The sequence below is a fragment of the Pseudomonas sp. LBUM1660 genome (genome assembly GCF_059695935.1).
Genome location: NZ_CP166795.1, coordinates 3417469 through 3436481 on the forward strand (window position 1 = coordinate 3417469; position 19013 = coordinate 3436481).

General features: G+C 61.2%; 14 protein-coding genes. 13 read left to right on the forward strand and 1 reads right to left on the reverse strand.

The window, feature by feature from the left end; translation table 11 throughout:
- Positions 1-20 precede the first annotated feature (20 nt).
- Positions 21-1331, forward strand: a complete 1311-nt coding sequence (locus tag ACA068_RS16060) for an MFS transporter (protein WP_497303101.1) — start codon at positions 21-23, stop codon at positions 1329-1331.
- Positions 1332-1698: 367 nt separating this feature from the next.
- Here the strand turns inward: ACA068_RS16060 and ACA068_RS16065 are convergent, their stop codons facing one another.
- A complete protein-coding gene (locus ACA068_RS16065) occupies positions 1699-2061 on the reverse strand; it encodes a DUF6124 family protein (RefSeq protein WP_497303103.1) in 363 nt (120 codons plus the stop codon).
- A 415-nt stretch (positions 2062-2476) separates the two neighbouring features.
- Between ACA068_RS16065 and ACA068_RS16070 the strand changes: the two genes are divergently transcribed.
- From ACA068_RS16070 to ACA068_RS16125, 12 genes are all read left to right on the forward strand, one after another.
- Positions 2477-3376, forward strand: a complete 900-nt coding sequence (locus tag ACA068_RS16070; RefSeq protein ID WP_497303104.1) for a LysR family transcriptional regulator — start codon at positions 2477-2479, stop codon at positions 3374-3376.
- 69 nt (positions 3377-3445) lie between these two features.
- A complete protein-coding gene (locus ACA068_RS16075) occupies positions 3446-4459 on the forward strand; it encodes an aldo/keto reductase (protein ID WP_010459960.1) in 1014 nt (337 codons plus the stop codon).
- Positions 4460-5008: 549 nt separating this feature from the next.
- Positions 5009-6595 carry a glycogen synthase GlgA gene (gene glgA / locus ACA068_RS16080; RefSeq protein WP_497293564.1) on the forward strand — a complete coding sequence of 529 codons (1587 nt, stop codon included), beginning with the start codon at positions 5009-5011 and terminating at the stop codon, positions 6593-6595.
- Between the two features lie 16 nt (positions 6596-6611).
- Positions 6612-8408 carry a malto-oligosyltrehalose trehalohydrolase gene (gene treZ / locus ACA068_RS16085; RefSeq protein WP_497303106.1) on the forward strand — a complete coding sequence of 599 codons (1797 nt, stop codon included), beginning with the start codon at positions 6612-6614 and terminating at the stop codon, positions 8406-8408.
- The gene (malQ, locus tag ACA068_RS16090; RefSeq protein WP_497303108.1) at positions 8405-10483 is read left to right on the forward strand and encodes a 4-alpha-glucanotransferase; all 2079 of its coding nucleotides are present in this window, start codon (positions 8405-8407) and stop codon (positions 10481-10483) included. The genes treZ and malQ overlap by 4 nt, the downstream gene beginning before the upstream one ends.
- Entirely contained in the window at positions 10480-13257 is a 2778-nt protein-coding gene (locus ACA068_RS16095) for a malto-oligosyltrehalose synthase (RefSeq protein ID WP_497303109.1), read from the forward strand. Before malQ ends, ACA068_RS16095 begins: the two co-directional genes overlap by 4 nt.
- Before the next feature lie 21 nt (positions 13258-13278).
- Positions 13279-13596: a DUF2934 domain-containing protein gene (locus tag ACA068_RS16100; protein ID WP_497303110.1), complete on the forward strand. Its 318-nt coding sequence runs from the start codon at positions 13279-13281 to the stop codon at positions 13594-13596.
- 194 nt (positions 13597-13790) lie between these two features.
- On the forward strand, positions 13791-15950 hold the full coding sequence (glgX, locus tag ACA068_RS16105; RefSeq protein ID WP_497303112.1) for a glycogen debranching protein GlgX: 2160 nt from the start codon (positions 13791-13793) through the stop codon (positions 15948-15950).
- A 1-nt stretch (position 15951) separates the two neighbouring features.
- Positions 15952-16941: an acyl-CoA dehydrogenase family protein gene (locus ACA068_RS16110; protein ID WP_497303114.1), complete on the forward strand. Its 990-nt coding sequence runs from the start codon at positions 15952-15954 to the stop codon at positions 16939-16941.
- Positions 16938-17696, forward strand: a complete 759-nt coding sequence (locus tag ACA068_RS16115) for a PIG-L deacetylase family protein (protein WP_497303116.1) — start codon at positions 16938-16940, stop codon at positions 17694-17696. The genes ACA068_RS16110 and ACA068_RS16115 overlap by 4 nt, the downstream gene beginning before the upstream one ends.
- Positions 17693-18292: an SAM-dependent methyltransferase gene (locus ACA068_RS16120; RefSeq protein ID WP_497303118.1), complete on the forward strand. Its 600-nt coding sequence runs from the start codon at positions 17693-17695 to the stop codon at positions 18290-18292. The genes ACA068_RS16115 and ACA068_RS16120 overlap by 4 nt, the downstream gene beginning before the upstream one ends.
- The gene (locus tag ACA068_RS16125; RefSeq protein WP_497303120.1) at positions 18289-18948 is read left to right on the forward strand and encodes a glycosyltransferase family 2 protein; all 660 of its coding nucleotides are present in this window, start codon (positions 18289-18291) and stop codon (positions 18946-18948) included. The genes ACA068_RS16120 and ACA068_RS16125 overlap by 4 nt, the downstream gene beginning before the upstream one ends.
- The last annotated feature ends 65 nt before the right edge of the window (positions 18949-19013 follow it).

The following is a 19013-nucleotide window of genomic DNA, read 5'->3' on the forward strand; positions in this document are numbered from 1 at the left end:
TAATAAAGAGAGAGCCCGCCATGTCACAGAGCGCCGCCGCTACCCAGGCCATCGTTGACGACAAAAACGCCGTCTACAAACGCATTACCCTGCGTTTGATCCCCTTCATCTTCATCTGCTACCTGTTCAACTACCTCGACCGGGTCAACGTTGGATTCGCCAAACTGCAGATGCTCGACGCGCTGAAATTCAGCGAAACCGTGTATGGCCTCGGGGCCGGGATCTTCTTTATCGGCTACGTGCTGTGCGGCGTTCCGAGCAACCTGGCCCTGACCAAATTCGGCCCACGGCGCTGGATCGCGCTGATGATGATCGTCTGGGGCACGCTCTCGACCTGCCTGCTGTTCGTCACCACCCCGACCGAGTTCTACACCTTGCGCCTGTTCACCGGCGCGGCCGAAGCCGGGTTCTTCCCGGGCGTGGTGCTTTATCTTTCGCAGTGGTTCCCGACCTTCCGCCGAGGCCGCATCATGGCGCTGTTCATGTCGGCGATCCCGGTGTCCGGTCTGCTCGGCAGCCCGTTCTCCGGCTGGATCCTCAACCACTTCGCTGCGGGCCAGGGCGGTTTGGCGGGCTGGCAGTGGATGTTCCTGCTGCAAGGCATTCCGACCGTGATCCTCGGCGCCCTCGCCTATTTCCTGCTCAGCGACAGTTACGCCAATGCCAAGTGGCTCACGCCGTTCGAGCGCTCGGTGCTGGAAGCCGACCACGCCGAAGATCTGGCCAATAAACCGAAAACCTCCACCGACTCGCTGCTGGCCGTGTTCAAAAACCCGGCGATCTGGGCGTTCGGCCTGATCTATTTCTGCATCCAGAGCGGCGTCTACGCGATCAACTTCTGGCTGCCGTCGATCATCAAGAACCTGGGCTTCAGCGATAACCTGGTGATCGGTTGGTTGAGTGCGATTCCATACCTGCTGGCGGCGCTGTTCATGTTGATGGTCGGGCGTTCGGCGGACTTGCGCAAAGAACGTCGCTGGCATTTGGTGGTGCCGATGCTGATGGGCGCGGTGGGTCTGTTGATTGCCGTGAACTTCGCGACTACCCCAGCCATCGCGATTCTCGGTTTGACCATCGCCACCATGGGTGCCCTCACCGGCTTGCCGATGTTCTGGCCGGTGCCGACAGCGATGTTGAGCGCGGGCGCGGCGGCGGGCGGTTTGGCGCTGATCAACTCCATGGGGCAGATGGCGGGCTTCCTGAGCCCGTACCTGGTGGGTTGGGTCAAGGACAGCACCGGCTCGACCGATGCTGCGCTTTATCTACTGGCGGGCGTGATTGTTTGCGGGAGTATGTTGGCACTGCGCATGACGCGGACGTTGCGGGTGTAAGGCATGATCGTTTACACAAACTTCAGGACACCCTCGCCCGGGACGCTCCGCGTCCCTTTCCAGAGCTGGAACGCGGTGCGTCCCTGGAAGCATTCCCTTACTGCACGTGGGAACGATCAACAAAAAACGGCCCTTTCGGGCCGTTTCTCATTTTGCACATGCACGCACGCTTATGGGGTCAGACACACTTTTGTAACCACACAGGCTTTTTTGGCGAGGGAGCTTGCTCCCGCTGGGCTGCGAAGCCGCCCCAACAGCTGCAACCGCGAGCTCTCAGGCACACCGCGTAATCCGGTTTACGACTGCTACGCAGCCGAACGGGAGCAAGCTCCCTCGCCACAGGTTTGTGCTCTCTTAAGTACCTGCTTTAACCCTGCTGACCAAAGTTATCCAGCACCCGGTTCGCCGTGATCTCCGCCATCATGATGCTGTTCGAAATCCCCAAAAGCGCATAACGCGACTCACCCTCCAGATGATCCACCAACTGGTGAACCATCACATCGACCGACGCCAGCGTTTCGACCAGATACACCGCCAGGGTTTCGGTCGTAGCCTCAGGGTCCACGGAAAACAAAGTACTGCGGGTTCTCGGGGTGGCTTTGATGTCGGCGTTGGACGGGAAGTGGAAGTCGAGCGCTCGTTCGGCGGCTTCGTTGAGTTTTTTTGAATCGGTGGATTCGTAGGGGGAAACGTCATCCGTTTCTGGTGGGTTTGGTGTTGGTTTGAACATAGATGAAACTCCTAATTGAGACTGAGGAGCCCTCACCTTCGCTACCAAACGAAGGTGGTGGCCATACGCGGGTTGGTAGACCGGCAATTAGGACCCGGCGCCCCCGAAGGAGCCCTGCGCATGGCCACCATAAAACAGAGACCTTAAGAGGCCTTCAAATGGTGACGCTTTGCGCCTAATTGCCGGGCTACCAAACCCGATCACTGATATTCAGCGACGGGGAAACGATAAAACCCAGGCCCAAGGCGCACAAGCCGGCGGATTCTGGCGCAGTCGTAGGCAACGGCGCAAGGTTATGTAGCCTTAGTACGTGTCTGAAGGTGTCCGTTAAACATTGCTGTTTATTACGCACCTCACCTTGCCAATCCACAAAAAATCCCGGTAAAAACGCCAGATCTTTAAAGGATTTTTACCAATGAGCTCGATCCTCGACCTGGAGATCTTCGTCCGCACCGCCGACTCCGGGAGCATTTCCGCCGCCGCCCGCACTTTGGAACTCACTCCCGCCGCCGCCAGCATCGCCCTCAAACGCCTGGAAACCCGCCTCGGCATCCGCCTGTTCGCACGCTCGACGCGCAGCATGCGCCTGACGGAAGAAGGCCGGCGTTATCTGGAAAGCGTGCGTATGGCCCTGGCCGCGCTGGCGGAAGGTGAGCAAGCGCTCAAGCATCAAACTCAAGGCTTGAGCGGCGTGTTGCAACTGGCCGCGCCTTCAGATTTCGGGCGCAATGTGTTGCTGCCGTGGCTGGACGATTTCAAGCGCCAGCACCCGAATATCCAGCTGCAACTGCTGCTCAATGACCGCCACTCAGACCTCTTTCGCGAAACCGTCGACGTGGCGTTGCGTTTCGGGGTGCCCAGCGATTCAACGCTGGTGGCGTTGCCGATTCTGCCGGGGCATCGTCGTGTGGCCTGCGCCAGTCCTGATTACCTCGCCTGCCACGGTACGCCGAAAACGCCGGCGGACCTCAGCGAGCACAGCGCCCTGCTCTACCTGCGTAACGGCCGGCCTTATAACAGTTGGCGTTTCAGTCGGCAGGATGAAGTGTTGGAGGTTGAGGTGCGCGGCGACTACCTCACCGATGACGGCGAAGTGGCCCGCCGCTGGGTGTTGGCCGGGCATGGCATTGCCTACAAAGCTTGGCTCGACGTTGCCGCCGATGTGAAGGCCGGGCGGCTGGTGACGCTGTTTGATGACTGGCAAGGCGAAAGTGTGCCGTTCAATTTGCTGTGTCCGCATCGGGTGCAGGTCTCGGAGCGGGTCAAGGTGTTGCAGGCGTTTCTGCAAGAGCGTTGTCATGCACTTTGCCGATAAATTCACTTTTCTGCGCGCAGACGTTCTGGTATTTGATTGAAGCTTTCCCACCGGTAAAAGGATTTCGTCATGAGCTATCGCACGCTGGGTCATTCGGGTTTACAGGTGTCGACCCTGACACTGGGCACCATGATGTTCGGCGAACAGACCAGCACCGAAGATTCCCTGCGAATCATCGACAAGGCCTGGGACCAGGGCATCAATTTCATCGACACCGCGGACGTCTACACCGGCGGCCGTTCCGAAGAGATCGTCGGCGAAGCGATTGCCGGCAACCGCCACGAATGGGTGTTGGCGACCAAGGTCGGTTTCGGCCCGGTCGACGGTGTGCCGAACCGCAGCGGGTTGAGCCGCAAGCATATCTTCAATGGCCTCGATGCCAGCCTGACGCGTCTGGGCACTGACTATCTCGACATCTATTACCTGCACCGCGAAGACCACAACACGCCGCTGGAAGTGACCGTGTCGGCGATTGGCGATCTGATTCGCCAGGGCAAGATCCGGTATTGGGGGCTGTCCAACTACCGTGGCTGGCGGATTGCCGAGGTGATTCGGGTGGCGGACCAGTTGGGGGTCGACCGGCCCGTGATCAGTCAGCCGCTGTACAACATCGTCAACCGTCAGGCCGAGACCGAGCAGATCACGGCCGCGCAAAACTATGGTTTGGGCGTGGTGCCTTACAGTCCGCTGGCGCGCGGTGTGTTGAGTGGCAAATATGCGCCGGACGTTAAACCCGACGCCAACAGCCGCGCCGGTCGTGCTGACAAACGCATCCTGGAAACCGAATGGCGGGTAGAGTCGTTGCGCATTGCCCAGCAGATTCAGCGGTACACCCAGGAGCGCGGCGTGGGCATTGTAGAGTTCGCGATTGCCTGGGTGTTGAACAACAGCGCCGTCACATCGGCGATTGTCGGACCGCGCACCGAAGAACAGTGGGATGCATACACCAAGGCGCAGGCGGTAAAGATCACGGCTGAAGATGAAGCGTTTATTGATTCGCTAGTGACACCGGGACATTCCTCGACGCCGGGGTTCAATGATGTGAGTCATTTTGTGTCAGGGCGCAAACCGCGTACCGCCTGATATTTTTCGCGAGCAGGCTCGCTCCCAAAGGAATCGCGTAAATCCTGTGGGAGCGGGCTTGCTCGCGAAGGGGCCCTTGATCCCGAACATATCGCACTGCAATGGTGCAATCCCCAGCAAAATTCGCCCGCTTCCGTGACCCGCAAGTCCCGTTTTGACCCATTCTGGAAAATAAACCTGCCCTTCGTCGGTGCGTTTCCCCCTACAAGCGCTGTGCCTTTACCCTCTTCCAACCGATTGTCGAACAATTTCGCCACTTGACCTGCCCCGCTCTAGGATCTGGCCTAGACTCATTTTCGCGAGGTAAAACCGGTCAGTCATCTGGTGGTAAAAAACTCGAAACTTTCGGTCCTGCCCAAGGGTCAGGTTAAAGGTAGGGCCACAGCGACTGGTGCATTCCTTGCAATGGCTCCTTCACCCTTTCTGCATTAGCGCATGGGGCAGCACTTGCTAACCGATGCGAAGCGCGTTTGCGCCCGGCCACAGGATTTGGCCACGATCACCGTTGGTGCCAGACCTAGAATTAGATCAACAACACGGGAGATTCATATGATTAGTGCGGCTTTAGATATTCAGGGAGAGCGTGCTCATCAGCAGGTCGGCGAATCAAGCGCCGTGAATGCTCCGAGCGCCCAATCGATCAGCGTACCAGGCACCAAAACGCTATCACCGGCTGCCAGTCAGAACCCGAACAGAAAGAAAGTGTTGTTCGTTACCTCCGAGATTGCCGATCTGGTCAAGACCGGCGGCTTGGGCGACGTTTCCGCAGCGCTGCCCCGGGCTATGTCTCACCTTCACGATGTGCGGGTGCTGATCCCCGGTTACCCGCAAGTGCTGCACAGTGAAAACCCGATCCATATCATCGGTGAACTGGGTGGGCATGCCGCACTGCCACCCTGCAAGATCGGACGCATGGACATGCCGGACGGTCTGGTCATTTACGTGTTGATCTGCCCCGAACTCTACGAGCGCGAAGGTTCTCCCTACGGCGCCAACAACGGCCGCGACTGGCCGGACAACCACATTCGTTTCGCCCGCCTGGGCCTCGCCGCCGCCGATATCGCCGCCAATCTTGCACAAATTCACTGGTGCCCGGATCTGGTGCATGCCCACGACTGGCCAGCCGGCCTGGCGCCTGCCTACATGCACTGGCGTGGACAGCGCACCCCGACGCTCTTCACCATTCATAACCTGGCGTATCAAGGTGTCACCAGCCTGGGTTCGTGCCCTGAACTCGGTATTCCAAACCATGCCTTGCAACAGGAAGGCATGGAGTTCTACGGCAAGATGTCGTTCCTCAAGGCCGGCATGGCCTATTCGAGCCACATCACCACCGTCAGCGCCACCTACGCCCAGGAAATCACCACGCCGGCCTTCGGCTGCGGTCTCGACGGCTTTCTCGCCGCCAAGACCCAGCAAGGCCTGCTCAGCGGTATTCCCAATGGTATTGATGAAAGCTGGGACGCCGCCACCGACCCGCACCTGTTCTGCCCGTTCGGCATCGGCGACTGGGACGGCAAAGCGGTCAACGCCGCCCATGTCCGCGACCTGTTCGGCCTGGAAGACTCCGAAGGCCCGCTGTTCGCCGTGGTCTCGCGCCTGGTGTATCAGAAAGGCCTGGACCTGACCGAAGCGGTCTCCGAATACATCGTCGACAACGGTGGCCAGATCGCGATCATCGGTCGTGGCGAGCCGGAAGAAGAACAAGCCATGCGGGAACTCGCCCTGCGCTTCCCCGGGCAAATCGGCGTGCGTATCGGTTTTAATGAAACCGACGCCCGTCGCATGTTCGCCGGCAGTGATTTCCTGTTGATGCCGTCGCGTTATGAGCCTTGCGGCTTGAGCCAGATGTACGCCCAGCGCTTCGGCTCGCTGCCGGTGGCACGCAATACCGGCGGTTTGGCCGATACCATTGAAAACGGCGTGACCGGTTTCCTGTTCGACGAATCCACGGTCGAGAGCTATCAAGAGGCCCTGAGCCGCGCGTTCAAGGTGTTCGCCTTCCCCGGGCTGCTCAACGCCATGCGGTGCCGTGCCATGGCCGCGCCTTTCAACTGGTGCAAGGCGGTTGAACCCTACGCCGAACTCTACGAACAACTCGTCGCCAAAGCCCTGGGTAAATCGGGCAAACAGTAAAAAGAGGTTTTCAACGATGCCGTTACGGACCCTTGAGACCTGGCCCCACGGCGCAATCATGCTGGACGCAGAACACACGCGTTTTGCCTTGTGGGCGCCAGATGCGTATTACGTCACTGTCGAACTGGAAGATGGACAATCCTTGCCGCTACTGCCTCAGGCTGATGGTTGGTTCGTGATCAAGACCCGCTGCCCGGCGGGTACGCGCTACCGCTACAACATTGATGGCGAGCTGGAGGTGCCGGACCCGGCCTCCCGCGCGCAGGCCGGGGATATCGGCGATCAGAGCGTGGTGGTCGATCCACTCGCCTATCACTGGCAAAACAGCACTTGGACCGGTCGCCCCTGGAACGAGGCGGTGATCTACGAATTGCACGTCGGTGCGCTCGGCGGCTTCAGCGAGGTCGAGCAGCACCTGGCGCGCCTCGTTGACTTGGGCATCACCGCGATCGAACTGATGCCGCTGGCGCAGTTTCCCGGCGATCGCAATTGGGGCTACGACGGCGTTCTGCCCTACGCGCCCCAAGCGTCCTATGGCACGCCCGAACAACTCAAACACCTGATCGACACCGCCCACGGCCATGGCCTGGCGGTGATTCTCGACGTGGTCTACAACCACTTCGGCCCGGACGGCAATTACCTGCATCACTACGCCAAGGGCTTCTTTCGCGAAGACAAGCACACGCCCTGGGGCGCGGCCATCGATTTCCGGCGGCGCGAGGTGCGGGACTTTTTCATCGACAATGCGCTGATGTGGTTGCTGGAGTACCGCTTCGACGGTTTGCGCCTGGATGCCGTGCACGCCATTGAGAGCCCGGACTTTCTCCAGGAGCTGGCGCAACGGGTTCGGCAACAGACCGATCCGGCGCGGCATGTCTGGCTGACGGTCGAGAACGAACACAACCAGGCCAGCCTGTTGGAGGAAGGTTTCGACGCGCAATGGAACGATGACGGCCACAACGCCTTGCACGTTTTGCTGACCGGTGAAACCGACGCCTACTACGCCGACTATGCCGACAATCCCACGGAAAAACTGGCGCGCTGCCTGAGCCAGGGCTTCGTATTTCAGGGCCACGTGACCCGCCACGGGACAACACGGGGCGAGCCCAGCGGTCACTTGCCGCCCAGCGCGTTCGTGCTGTTTTTGCAGAACCATGACCAGATCGGCAACCGCGCCTTCGGCGAACGTCTGCATCAACTGGCCAACCTCGACGCCTTGAAAGCGGCGACCGCGCTGTTGCTGCTGTCACCGATGATCCCGCTGATGTTCATGGGCGACGAGTTCGCCGCCGAAGAGCCGTTCCTGTTCTTTACCAGCCACCACGGTGAACTGGCGGAGCTGGTCCGCGAAGGGCGACGTAACGAATTTGCAGCGTTCAGCGCCTTTACTGATCCTCATACGCGCGAACAGATCCCCGACCCGAACGCGCAGCAGACCTTTGAAGCATCGCGGCCAAAACTGAGCGCCACCCGGCAATCGGCCATGCAGGGCCTGTATCACCAGCTGTTGCGGATTCGCCATGACCACATCATCCCGCATCTGCCGGGGGCTCAGGCCTTGGGGGCCGAGGTGCTGGCCGAGGGTGCGGTGACGGCGCGCTGGCGATTGGGCAATGGTAGTCAGCTGCGCATTGACCTGAACCTCAGCGACACGCCAGTGGTCCACTCCCCACAGGCCGACGCCAGGTTGTTGTTCGAATCTGCGCCTCAGTCAGCCGGCCTGTTGGAACAGGGCACCCTTGCCCCGTATTGCGCGCTAGTCAGCCTCACGGCCGCGGCCCCCTTGCTACCCCCGGATGGAGAGCGCCAATGAGTGATGCGCAACTGGAAATACTGGCCAGCCGTGCCGGTTTGGCCGTCGACTGGATCGACGCCAACGGCCGTCCGCAGAAAGTCGCCCCCTCGGTATTGCGTAACGTCCTGATCGGACTCGGCCACCCTGCCAGCACCGCACAGGAAATCGACGCCAGCCTGCTGCAATTGCAGCAAGTGCAACAGACCCGGCACCTGCCGCCGCTCATTACCGCCGACTTCGGTGTCAGCCTCGACCTCGCGCATTTCTTTGAGCCGGAAACGCCGTGCGAGATCCACCTTGAAGATGGATCACGGCTCAACCTGAAACTGGATGCCGAGGCGATGCTGCCCGGCCTGGTTCCGGTCGGTTATCAGCACGTCAGCATCGACGGACAATCTTTTACCCTGGCAGTGGCACCGCCCCGTTGCTACAGCGTCGGCGATGCCGTCGACACTCCGATTCCACGCACCTGGGGTCTCAGCGTGCAGTTGTACTCGCTGCGTCGCCCTGGCGATGGCGGATTCGGCGATACACAGGCGCTGGAAGACTTGGCCCGAGTGGCCGGCGAACGCGGTGCCGAGGCGTTGGCGATCAGTCCGCTGCACGCGATGTTCGGCAGCGACACCCAGCGTTACAGCCCATACTCACCGTCCAGCCGGTTGTTCCTCAACAGCCTCTACGCTGCACCGGGCGCTATTCTCGGCGAGCGCGCATGGCGTACCGCGATTGACGCCACCGGCCTCGCTGCCGAACTGCAACACCTGGAAGAACAGCCGCTGATTGACTGGCCCGTGGCCGCCGAAGCCAAGCATCGGTTGCTGCAAGCCTTGTACGAAGGCTTCGTTCAGGGCGAACACCCGTTGCATGCCGACTTCAGCAGCTTCCGCCACGCGGCCGGTGAAGCCCTGGAAAACCACTGCCGCTTCGAAGCCATACAAGAAGCCCGCGCCGCCAAGGGTGAAACCCTCGACTGGCGCGAGTGGCCGGAACAATGGCGCGACCCGCGCAGTGCTGCCCTCGCCGAATTTGCCGAAGAGAACGCCGGGCGCATCGGCTTCTTCGCGTTCAGCCAGTGGTTGATCACCCGCTGCCTGGAGCGTGCGCAAACCGCCGCCCGCAGCGCGGGGATGAGCATCGGCCTGATCGCTGATCTGGCGGTGGGTGCCGACGGCGGTGGCAGTCAGGCCTGGAGTCGCCAGGACGAACTGCTCGCCTCATTGACCGTGGGCGCGCCGCCGGACATTCTCAACCGCGCCGGCCAGGGCTGGGGCATTTCCGCGTTCTCTCCTGAAGGCCTGGTGCGTAACGGCTTTCGGGCGTTCATCGAAATGCTCCGGGCCAACTTCGCCCACGCCGGCGGCTTGCGCATTGACCACGTCATGGGCCTGCAACGGCTGTGGGTGATCCCCAACGGTTCACCGCCCGCCGACGGCGCCTACCTGTATTACCCGGTGGACGACCTGCTGCGTTTGCTCAGCCTTGAATCCCATCGTCATCAGGCGATCGTCCTGGGCGAAGACCTCGGGACGGTCGCCGATGGCCTGCGGGAAAAACTCATCGCGCGCGCAATCCTCGGCATGCGAGTGCTGCTGTTTGAACAAGACAATTCGCACTTCAAATCGATTCTCGACTGGCCGGACAACGCCCTCGCGACCACCAGCACCCATGACCTGCCGACGCTCAATGGCTGGTGGCATGGCCGTGATATCGACTGGAACGCCCGACTGGGCATGGTCGATGCCACGGGTGAAATAGAATGGCGCCAACACCGTGAACGCGAGCGTGAAGGCCTGCGTCGCGTGCTGAGCGAAGACCCGCAAAACTTCCGCGAAGAGTCCCATGAGACCGACCAGATACTGGACGCGGCGGTACGCTTCCTCGGTCATACCCGCGCGCCGCTGGTGTTGCTGCCACTGGAAGATGCCTTGGGCATCGAACAGCAAGCCAACCTGCCCGGCACCATCGATGCGCACCCCAACTGGTCGCGGCGCTTGCCCGGCGGCAGTGAAGCGCTGCTCGATGACCCGGACGCCGCCCGGCGCCTGGAATTGCTCGCCTGTGCGCGACTTCAGGCTGGCGAGCGTGACCAATGAATCATCCGTTAATACAACCGCTGCGCGCGACCCTGCGGCTGCAATTCCATAAAGGCTTCACGCTGGATCAAGCCGTGCCGCTGGTGCCGTACTTTGCCAGCCTGGGCATCAGCCACGTTTATGCCTCGCCACTGCTCGCCGCCCGTGCCGGGTCCATGCACGGCTACGATGTGGTGGACCCGACCACGGTCAACCCTGAATTGGGTGGCGAAGCGGCCCTGCGCCGATTGGTCGCAACCCTGCGCGAACACAAGATGGGGCTGATCCTCGACATTGTCTCCAACCACATGGCCGTCGGTGGCGGCGATAACCCGTGGTGGCTGGATTTGCTGGAATGGGGACGCCTGAGCCCTTACGGCGAGTTCTTCGACATTCAATGGCACTCGCCCGACCCGTTGATGGAGGGCCAGTTGCTGCTGCCTTTCCTGGGTAGCGATTACGGCGTCGCCTTGCAGGACGGCACCCTGCCCTTGCGCTTCGATGCGCAGCGTGGCGCGTTTTATGTCGAGCACTACGAACATCATTTCCCGATCTGCCCGGCGAGCTACGGTGAACTGCTGCGATCCGACGACGAACAACTCCGGGTTCTCGCGGACCGCTTCAGTGCCTTGAGCTACCAGACCGACGCCCATGGCCTGGCGGGTCCGTTGAAGGCGCAACTGCTTGAACTGGCCAGCGACCCCGCGCTGCTGCTGTGCATCCAGCAAAATCTCGGCGCCTACGATTCGCAAACGCCTGAAGGTTTCCAACGGCTGCACAACCTGCTCGAACGCCAAAGCTATCGCCTGGCCAGTTGGCGCACGGCAGCGGATGACATCAATTGGCGGCGTTTTTTCGATGTCAACGAATTGGGCGGCCTGCGGGTTGAACGTCCCGCCGTGTTCGAGGCAACCCACGCGAAAATCTTCGAACTGGTGGCTGAAGGCCTGGTCGACGGTTTGCGCATCGACCACATCGACGGCCTCGCCGACCCGCGTGGCTACTGCCGCAAACTGCGGCGTCGGGTCGATACCCTGTCGCCCGACCGGCACCTGCCAATCTACGTCGAGAAGATCCTCGGTGAAGGCGAAACCCTGCACCGCGACTGGTCGGTGGACGGCACTACCGGTTACGAGTTCATGAACCAGTTGTCGTTGCTGCAGCACGATCCCGACGGTGCAAAAAATCTCGGTGAACTGTGGAATCGCTACAGCGAACGGCCCGCCGACTTCCGTCAGGAAGCGCAACTGGCGCGTCAACAGATTCTCAACGGCTCATTGGCCGGTGACTTCGAGAGTGTGGCCCAGGCGTTGCTGCAAGTGGCCCGGGACGACCTGATGACCCGCGACCTGACCCTTGGCGCGATTCGTCGGGCGTTGCAGGAACTGATCGTGCACTTCCCGGTGTACCGCACCTACATCAGCCCGCGTGGCCGATCTGCCGAAGACGATGTGTTTTTCCAGCAGGCCATGGACGGTGCCCGGCAAACCCTCGGCGAGGCCGATTGGCCAGTGCTCGATTGCCTGGCCGGCTGGCTCGGCGGTGAACCGTGGTGCAAACGCCCGGTGGGCCGTCAGCGCAAGATCCTCAAACATGCCTGCGTGCGGTTCCAGCAACTGACTTCACCCGCTGCTGCCAAGGCTGTGGAAGACACCGCGTTCTATCGCTCGGCGGTGCTGCTGTCGCGCAATGACGTGGGCTTCAGCACCGAGCAATTCAGTGCGCCGGTGACAGATTTTCATGCCGTCTGCATCAATCGCCTGGAACAGTTCCCGGACAACCTGCTGGCCACCGCCACCCACGACCACAAGCGCGGCGAAGACACCCGCGCGCGGTTGGCGGTGTTGAGTGAACGCAGTGCCTGGTACGCCGAGCAGGTCCCGCTTTGGCGAACACTCGCCCGGCCCTTGCGTGACGACGATCAGATGCCCTCGGCGGGCGATGAACTGATCCTCTATCAAGCGATTCTCGGCAGCTGGCCACTGGACCTGCGCGTTGACGATCAGCCCGCACTTGAGGACTACACCAAGCGTCTGTGGCAATGGCAACAAAAAGCCCTGCGTGAAGCCAAGTTGCAAAGCAGTTGGAGCGCGGCGAACGAGCCGTATGAAAAAGCCATGCAGGTCTTTATCGAGCGCCTGTTGCTGAGCCCGGAGGGTGAGCTGTTACGCGCAGCCCTTGGCAAAGCGGTTCAATCCATTGCCGCTCCCGGCGCGATTAACGGTTTGGCGCAAACCTTGCTGCGCATGACCGTGCCAGGGATCCCGGACCTCTACCAGGGCAACGAGTACTGGGACTTCTCGCTGGTGGACCCGGACAACCGCCGGCCGGTGGATTACGCCAGCCGCCAACAGACGATGCAGGTGCCGTTGAATCTGCCCGACCTGTTGGCCAACTGGCGTGACGGGCGCATCAAGCAAACCCTGATCAAGAAGGTGTTGAACCTGCGGGCCGAGCATGCGGAGCTGTTTCGGCGAGGAACGTATCAAGCCCTTGAAGTTGTTGGCAGCCAGGCCCACCAAGTGCTGGCCTTTGCTCGCGAATATCAGGGAAAACGGGCCATCGTGATCGTACCGATACGTTGCGCCCCGCTGCTGGAAAACAGTGCCGAACCACGGGTTGACGCGCTGGGCTGGGGCGATACGCGGGTCAAATTACCGTTCGCCGCCTCTGAGGAAAATCTGAAGGGACTTTTTTCAAGCACAACAGTCACACACCACAGGGAGCTGAACATCAGCGCCGCGCTGGGGGATTTCCCGGTCAATCTCTTTATTCAAACGTTTACCCAAGCTTGAGTTCAGTTCAGGAGTATTGCGATGAGTACCGACGATAAACGCGTTCGCGAATTTGCCTATCAAATCTGGGAATCGGAAGGAAAACCCGAAGGCCAGGAAGCCCGGCACTGGGAGATGGCGCGCAAGCTCGCTGAAGCCGAAGCCCTGGCCCCCAAAAGATCGCCCAAGGCTGCCGGCAGTAAAACGGCTGCCAAACCTGCGGCGGCCAAAGCCGCCAATGGCAAGGTCCCGGAGCCGAAAGCCAAGGCCAAGCCTGCTGCGGCCTCGAAGGTGATTCCGCCTGGCGAAAAAGCTGCCGAGAAGAAGCCTAAAGCAGCGCGCAAACCGCCTGCTGTCTGACGCCTCACTATCGCGTCCTGTTTGACCTCGTGGCCAGCCCGCTGGCCACCGTGGGCTCGCTCGCCCACGAAAAAACTGTAGGAGCGAGGCTTGCCCGCGAAGGCGGCATGTCAGTCGATTTGAATGTGACTGAAACACCGCCTTCGCGGGCAAGCCTCGCTCCTACAAAGAATTCCCTTTTTGCAGGAGCATCTATGTCCAGTCCAAAGAAAGCCGCGCCAGAACCTCACGTCGAGGCCTCGCGAATCCGTGAAGGCTTGCCCTTCCCGCTGGGTGCGACCTGGGATGGTCTGGGGGTCAACTTTGCCTTGTTTTCCGCCAACGCCACCAAAGTCGAACTGTGCATCTTCGACGATACCGGCGAGGTCGAACTCGAACGCATCGAACTGCCGGAATACACCGACGAGATCTACCACGGCTACTTGCCCGACGCCCATCCAGGGCTGATCTACGGCTACCGTGTCTATGGCCCATACGACCCGGCCAACGGTCATCGCTTCAACCACAACAAACTGCTGATCGACCCCTACGCCAAACAATTGGTCGGCCAGCTGAAATGGTCTGAAGCACTGTTCGGCTACACCATCGGGCATCCCGATGCCGATTTGAGTTTCGATGAGCGCGACAGCGCGCCGTTTGTCCCCAAGTGCAAGGTGATCGACCCGGCGCACACCTGGGGCCACGACCATCGCGTCAGCGTGCCGTGGGACAAGACGATCATTTATGAGACGCACGTGCGCGGCATCAGCATGCGTCACCCTTCCGTCCCCGAGAACGTGCGTGGCACCTTCGCCGGGTTGATGGTCGATGATGTGCTGGAACACATTCGTAAACTCGGGGTGTCGTCGGTGGAGTTGCTGCCGATCCACGCCTTTGTCAACGACCAGCACCTGCTGCACAAAGGCATGACCAATTACTGGGGCTACAACAGCATCGCGTTCTTCGCCCCGGACCCGCGTTACCTGGCCAGCGGCAAGATCGCCGAGTTCAAGGAGATGGTCGCGCACCTGCACGAGGCCAATCTGGAAGTGATCCTCGACGTGGTCTACAACCACACCGCCGAAGGCAACGAACAAGGTCCGACCCTGTCCATGCGCGGCATCGACAACGCCTCGTATTACCGCTTGATGCCCGATGACAAGCGCTACTACATCAACGATTCCGGCACCGGCAATACCCTCGACTTGAGTCACCCGTGCGTACTGCAAATGGTCACCGACTCCTTGCGCTATTGGGCCACGGAAATGCACGTGGACGGTTTCCGCTTCGACCTGGCGACCATTCTCGGGCGCTACCACGACGGGTTTGATGAACGTCACAGTTTCCTTGTAGCCTGCCGCCAGGACCCAGTGCTGCGTCAGGTGAAAATGATTTCCGAACCCTGGGATTGCGGCCCCGGCGGTTATCAGGTCGGTGGTTTTCCGCCGGGCTGGGTCGAGTGGAACGACAAGTTCCGCGACACCGTGCGCGCCTTCTGGAAAGGCGATGACGGGCAACTCGCGGACTTCGCCAGCCGCATGACCGCGTCCGGCGAGATGTTCAATCAGCGCGGTCGGCGGCCCTACGCCTCGTTGAATTTCATCACCGCCCATGATGGTTTCACCCTTAACGATCTGGTGTCGTACAACGACAAGCACAACGAAGCCAACGACGAGAACAATCAGGACGGCAGCAACAACAACCTGTCCTGGAACCACGGCGTCGAAGGCCCGACCGACGACCCCGAAATCAATGAACTGCGTCAGCGGCAAATGCGCAATTTCTTCGCCACGCTGCTGCTGTCCCAAGGCACACCGATGCTGGTAGCCGGCGACGAATTCGCCCGGACCCAGGAAGGTAACAACAACGCCTATTGCCAAGACAGCGAGATCGGCTGGGTCAATTGGGACCTGAGCGAAGACGGCAAGGCCTTGCTCAAGTTCGTCAAACGCCTGATCAAGTTGCGTCTGGCCTATCCGATCCTGCGTCGCGGACGTTTCCTGGTGGGCAATTACAACGAGGATATCGGCGTCAAGGACGTGACCTGGCTCGCCCCGGATGGCAGCGAAATGTCCACCGAACAATGGGAAGAAGCCCACGGCCGCTGCCTCGGCATGTTGATGGACGGCCGCGCCCAGGAAACCGGTATCCGTCGCAAGGGCGGTGACGCGACCCTGTTGCTGGTGGTCAACGCGCACCACGACATCGTCAACTTCACCTTGCCGGAAGTGCCGGACGGCTATCACTGGACGTGCATGGTCGACACCAATCAACCGTCGATTCGCGGGCAGGAACGCTTCGAGTTCGGGCACGAGTATTCCGTCACCGGCCGTTCGCTGCTGCTGTTCGAATTGCAGCATGAGGAAGAAGAGTGAAATGGACCTTCAAGCCTTTCTCGATCGCCAGCCACCGGACTACGCCGATACTCAGGCGCTAGGCCGGTGCCTACAGGCGCTGGTGGAGGCTGGACTCGATCAGCTTCCGCTGCCGGGCGGCGGCCAGACGCTGGAGCGATTCCAGCGGTTGGCCGCAGTCGGTGGGCATGACCTGGGGTTGTGCAAATTGTACGAAGGCCATACCGATGCGCTGGCGATCATCCAGCAACTCGGTGGCTCGCCAACGCCGGGTAGCACGTGGGGCATGTGGGCCGCTGAACCTCCACAGGCGCGGGTGCGCGTCCGTCCGCAAGGTCACATGGTGGTGCTGAACGGACGCAAGGCCTGGTGCTCGGGCGCGACGGTGTTGAGTCATGCATTGCTCACGGCCTGGGATCATCAGGACTGCCAGCAACTGGTTGCGGTGGCGCTGGATCAACCCGGCGTGACCATTACCGATGAGGGCTGGCAAGCCGTCGGCATGGGCGCCACTGGCAGCGTCGAAGTGGTGTTCGAAGGCGCCGAAGGACAAGCCATCGGCTACCGCGGCGATTACCTGGATCGGGTCGGTTTCTGGCAGGGCGGCATCGGCATTGCAGCCTGCTGGTACGGTGCGGCACAGAGCATTGCCGAACGCCTGCGCAGCCATTGCGCGCAACGTGAAGAACCCCACGCCCTCGCCCACCTCGGCGCCGTCGACAGTGCGCTGCATGCCGCTGCCGAGGTCTTGCGGGTCAGCGCACTGATGATCGACGCTGCTCCACTGGACGACGCCGAACTGCTGGCCCGACGCGTCCGGGCGGTGGTGGAACACGCCGCTGAACAAGTCCTGTTACACGTCGGCCACGCCCTTGGTGCAGGTCCCTATTGCAAGGATCGGCAGTTCGCTCGATTGATCGCCGACCTGCCGGTGTTCCTGCGCCAAAGCCACGCCGAACGGGACCTCGCCGCCCTCGGCCAAACCGTCATTACCGGAACATGGACGTTATGAAAACCAACCTTATCGTCGGCCAGGGCACGCCGCTTCATAGGTGGCAGACCTCCAGCCACTTGGCGCAGTTACCGGTGATCGACATCCTGAGCCTGGTGCCGGAAGGCGCCCGCGCAGTGATCATCGCCCCGCACCCGGATGACGAAGTGCTGGGCTGCGGTGGTTTCCTTCAATTGCTCGCCGCCGCCGGCCGACCCTTGCAATTGATCTCGGTCACCGATGGCAGCGCCAGCCATCCCGGCTCCGAGCGCTGGCCGGTGGAGCGCCTGAGCGCGGTCCGGCCTCAGGAGTCGGTCGAAGCCTTGCGGCGTCTCGGCCTGCCACTGCACAGCCTGAAATGGCTGCGCGGCGGATTCAAGGACAGCCAGGTGGCTGATCGAGAAAGCGAATTGAGCGAATTCATCGAACGTCACTTGCACCCCAACGACGTGGTATTCACCACGTGGCGCGAGGACGGCCATTGCGACCACGAAGCCGTGGGCCGGGCCAGCGCCACAGCGGCGAAACGCGCTGGTGCGACCGTCTATGAATTGCCCGTATGGACCTGGCACTGGGCGGCACCTGAAGACAGTTTCGTGCCGTGGCACCGGGCGCGGAAAATCCTCCTCGCCCCGCACCTGGTCGCGCGCAAACGCCACGCGATCCACGCGTTTGCCAGCCAATTGGAGGGTGACCCGCAAGTCGGCTTGCCGCCCGTGCTGGCGCCCTATGTGCTGGAGCGACTGTTGCAACCGTTTGAAGTGGTGTTTGTATGAGCGTCGACGACCGATATTTCGACGGTCTGTTTGCCGGCAACGATGATCCCTGGTCGTTCCGTCAGCGCTGGTATGAACAGCGCAAACGCGCAATCACCCTCGCCGCACTGCCCCGCCCTCACTATCGCGCGATCTTCGAACCCGGTTGCGCCAACGGCGAGCTGAGCTTTGAGCTGGCCAGCCGCTGCAATCGTCTTCTGTGTTGCGACACCGCTGCCGCAGCCGTGACGCTCGCTCGCACCCGACTCGGCCCGTTCGACCACGCCGAAGTCCGCCACAGTCGCTTGCCTGCGGATTGGCCAGAGGAAAAATTCGACCTGATTGTGCTTAGCGAAATCGGCTATTACCTCGACGCCGACGACCTGAAACGCCTGATCGAACAGGCCGGACAATCGCTGACCGCCGACGGCCAACTGCTGGCCTGCCACTGGCGCCCGCCCATCGACGGCTGTCCGTTGAATGCACGTCAGGTCCATGACTTGCTGCACGAACATTTGCATTTACCGCGCCTGGTCCTGCATCAGGAAGCGGATTTTCTACTGGAACTCTGGAGTCGTGAACCACGCTCCGTGGCGGCTCTGGAGGGCTTGCGATGATTGGTATTCTGATCGCCGCGCATAACGAAGAAGACTTGCTCGAAGACTGCCTTGAAGCGGCCCTGCTCGCCGCGCAACACGAGCGGCTTGGCGGTGAAACCGTCGAGGTGCTGGTGGTGCTCGACAGTTGCACCGACCGGTCCTCGGAGATCGTCGGTGCTTACCCGGTGCACAGTCTGGCGATCGAGGCGCGTAATGTCGGTCAGGCTCGCGCCGCAGGCGCACGGTTTCTGCTGGAGCGCGGGGCACGCTGGATTTCCTGTTCCGACGCCGACAGCCGTGTGGCGCACGATTGGCTGGTGGCGCAACTGGCCCTCGACGTCGATGCGGTGTGCGGCACTGTCACGGTGGAGGCGTGGCACGAGTCGTTCGATGAGTCGGCTCAGATTCGCTATCACCAGCACTATCAGGCCCGCGACGGTCATCGGCATATTCATGGGGCCAATCTGGGCATCAGCGCTGACGCCTATCAGCGCGCCGGGGGATTCGAACCGCTGGCGTGTGACGAAGATGTGCAATTGGTGCGGCAACTCGAACGCTGTGGCGCAAACATAGCCTGGAGCCATCACCCGCAAGTGCTGACCAGTGCTCGACTGGACAGTCGCGCACGCGGTGGTTTTGGCGATTATTTGCGAGACCTGGCACAGGCTGGTTAAAAAAAACCGGATCAGATCACACCGCTACGCGACGAACAGCCTTACTTGAGCAATACTCTGCTCGC

Bases quoted from the DNA above. Each gene is read 5' to 3' on its own strand.
- ACA068_RS16060 (WP_497303101.1), top strand. From the start codon at position 21: ATGTCACAGAGCGCCGCCGCTACCCAGGCCATCGTTGACGACAAAAAC.
- ACA068_RS16065 (WP_497303103.1), bottom strand. From the start codon at position 2,061: ATGTTCAAACCAACACCAAACCCACCAGAAACGGATGACGTTTCCCCC.
- ACA068_RS16070 (WP_497303104.1), top strand. From the start codon at position 2,477: ATGAGCTCGATCCTCGACCTGGAGATCTTCGTCCGCACCGCCGACTCC.
- ACA068_RS16075 (WP_010459960.1), top strand. From the start codon at position 3,446: ATGAGCTATCGCACGCTGGGTCATTCGGGTTTACAGGTGTCGACCCTG.
- glgA (WP_497293564.1), top strand. From the start codon at position 5,009: ATGATTAGTGCGGCTTTAGATATTCAGGGAGAGCGTGCTCATCAGCAG.
- treZ (WP_497303106.1), top strand. From the start codon at position 6,612: ATGCCGTTACGGACCCTTGAGACCTGGCCCCACGGCGCAATCATGCTG.
- malQ (WP_497303108.1), top strand. From the start codon at position 8,405: ATGAGTGATGCGCAACTGGAAATACTGGCCAGCCGTGCCGGTTTGGCC.
- ACA068_RS16095 (WP_497303109.1), top strand. From the start codon at position 10,480: ATGAATCATCCGTTAATACAACCGCTGCGCGCGACCCTGCGGCTGCAA.
- ACA068_RS16100 (WP_497303110.1), top strand. From the start codon at position 13,279: ATGAGTACCGACGATAAACGCGTTCGCGAATTTGCCTATCAAATCTGG.
- glgX (WP_497303112.1), top strand. From the start codon at position 13,791: ATGTCCAGTCCAAAGAAAGCCGCGCCAGAACCTCACGTCGAGGCCTCG.
- ACA068_RS16110 (WP_497303114.1), top strand. From the start codon at position 15,952: ATGGACCTTCAAGCCTTTCTCGATCGCCAGCCACCGGACTACGCCGAT.
- ACA068_RS16115 (WP_497303116.1), top strand. From the start codon at position 16,938: ATGAAAACCAACCTTATCGTCGGCCAGGGCACGCCGCTTCATAGGTGG.
- ACA068_RS16120 (WP_497303118.1), top strand. From the start codon at position 17,693: ATGAGCGTCGACGACCGATATTTCGACGGTCTGTTTGCCGGCAACGAT.
- ACA068_RS16125 (WP_497303120.1), top strand. From the start codon at position 18,289: ATGATTGGTATTCTGATCGCCGCGCATAACGAAGAAGACTTGCTCGAA.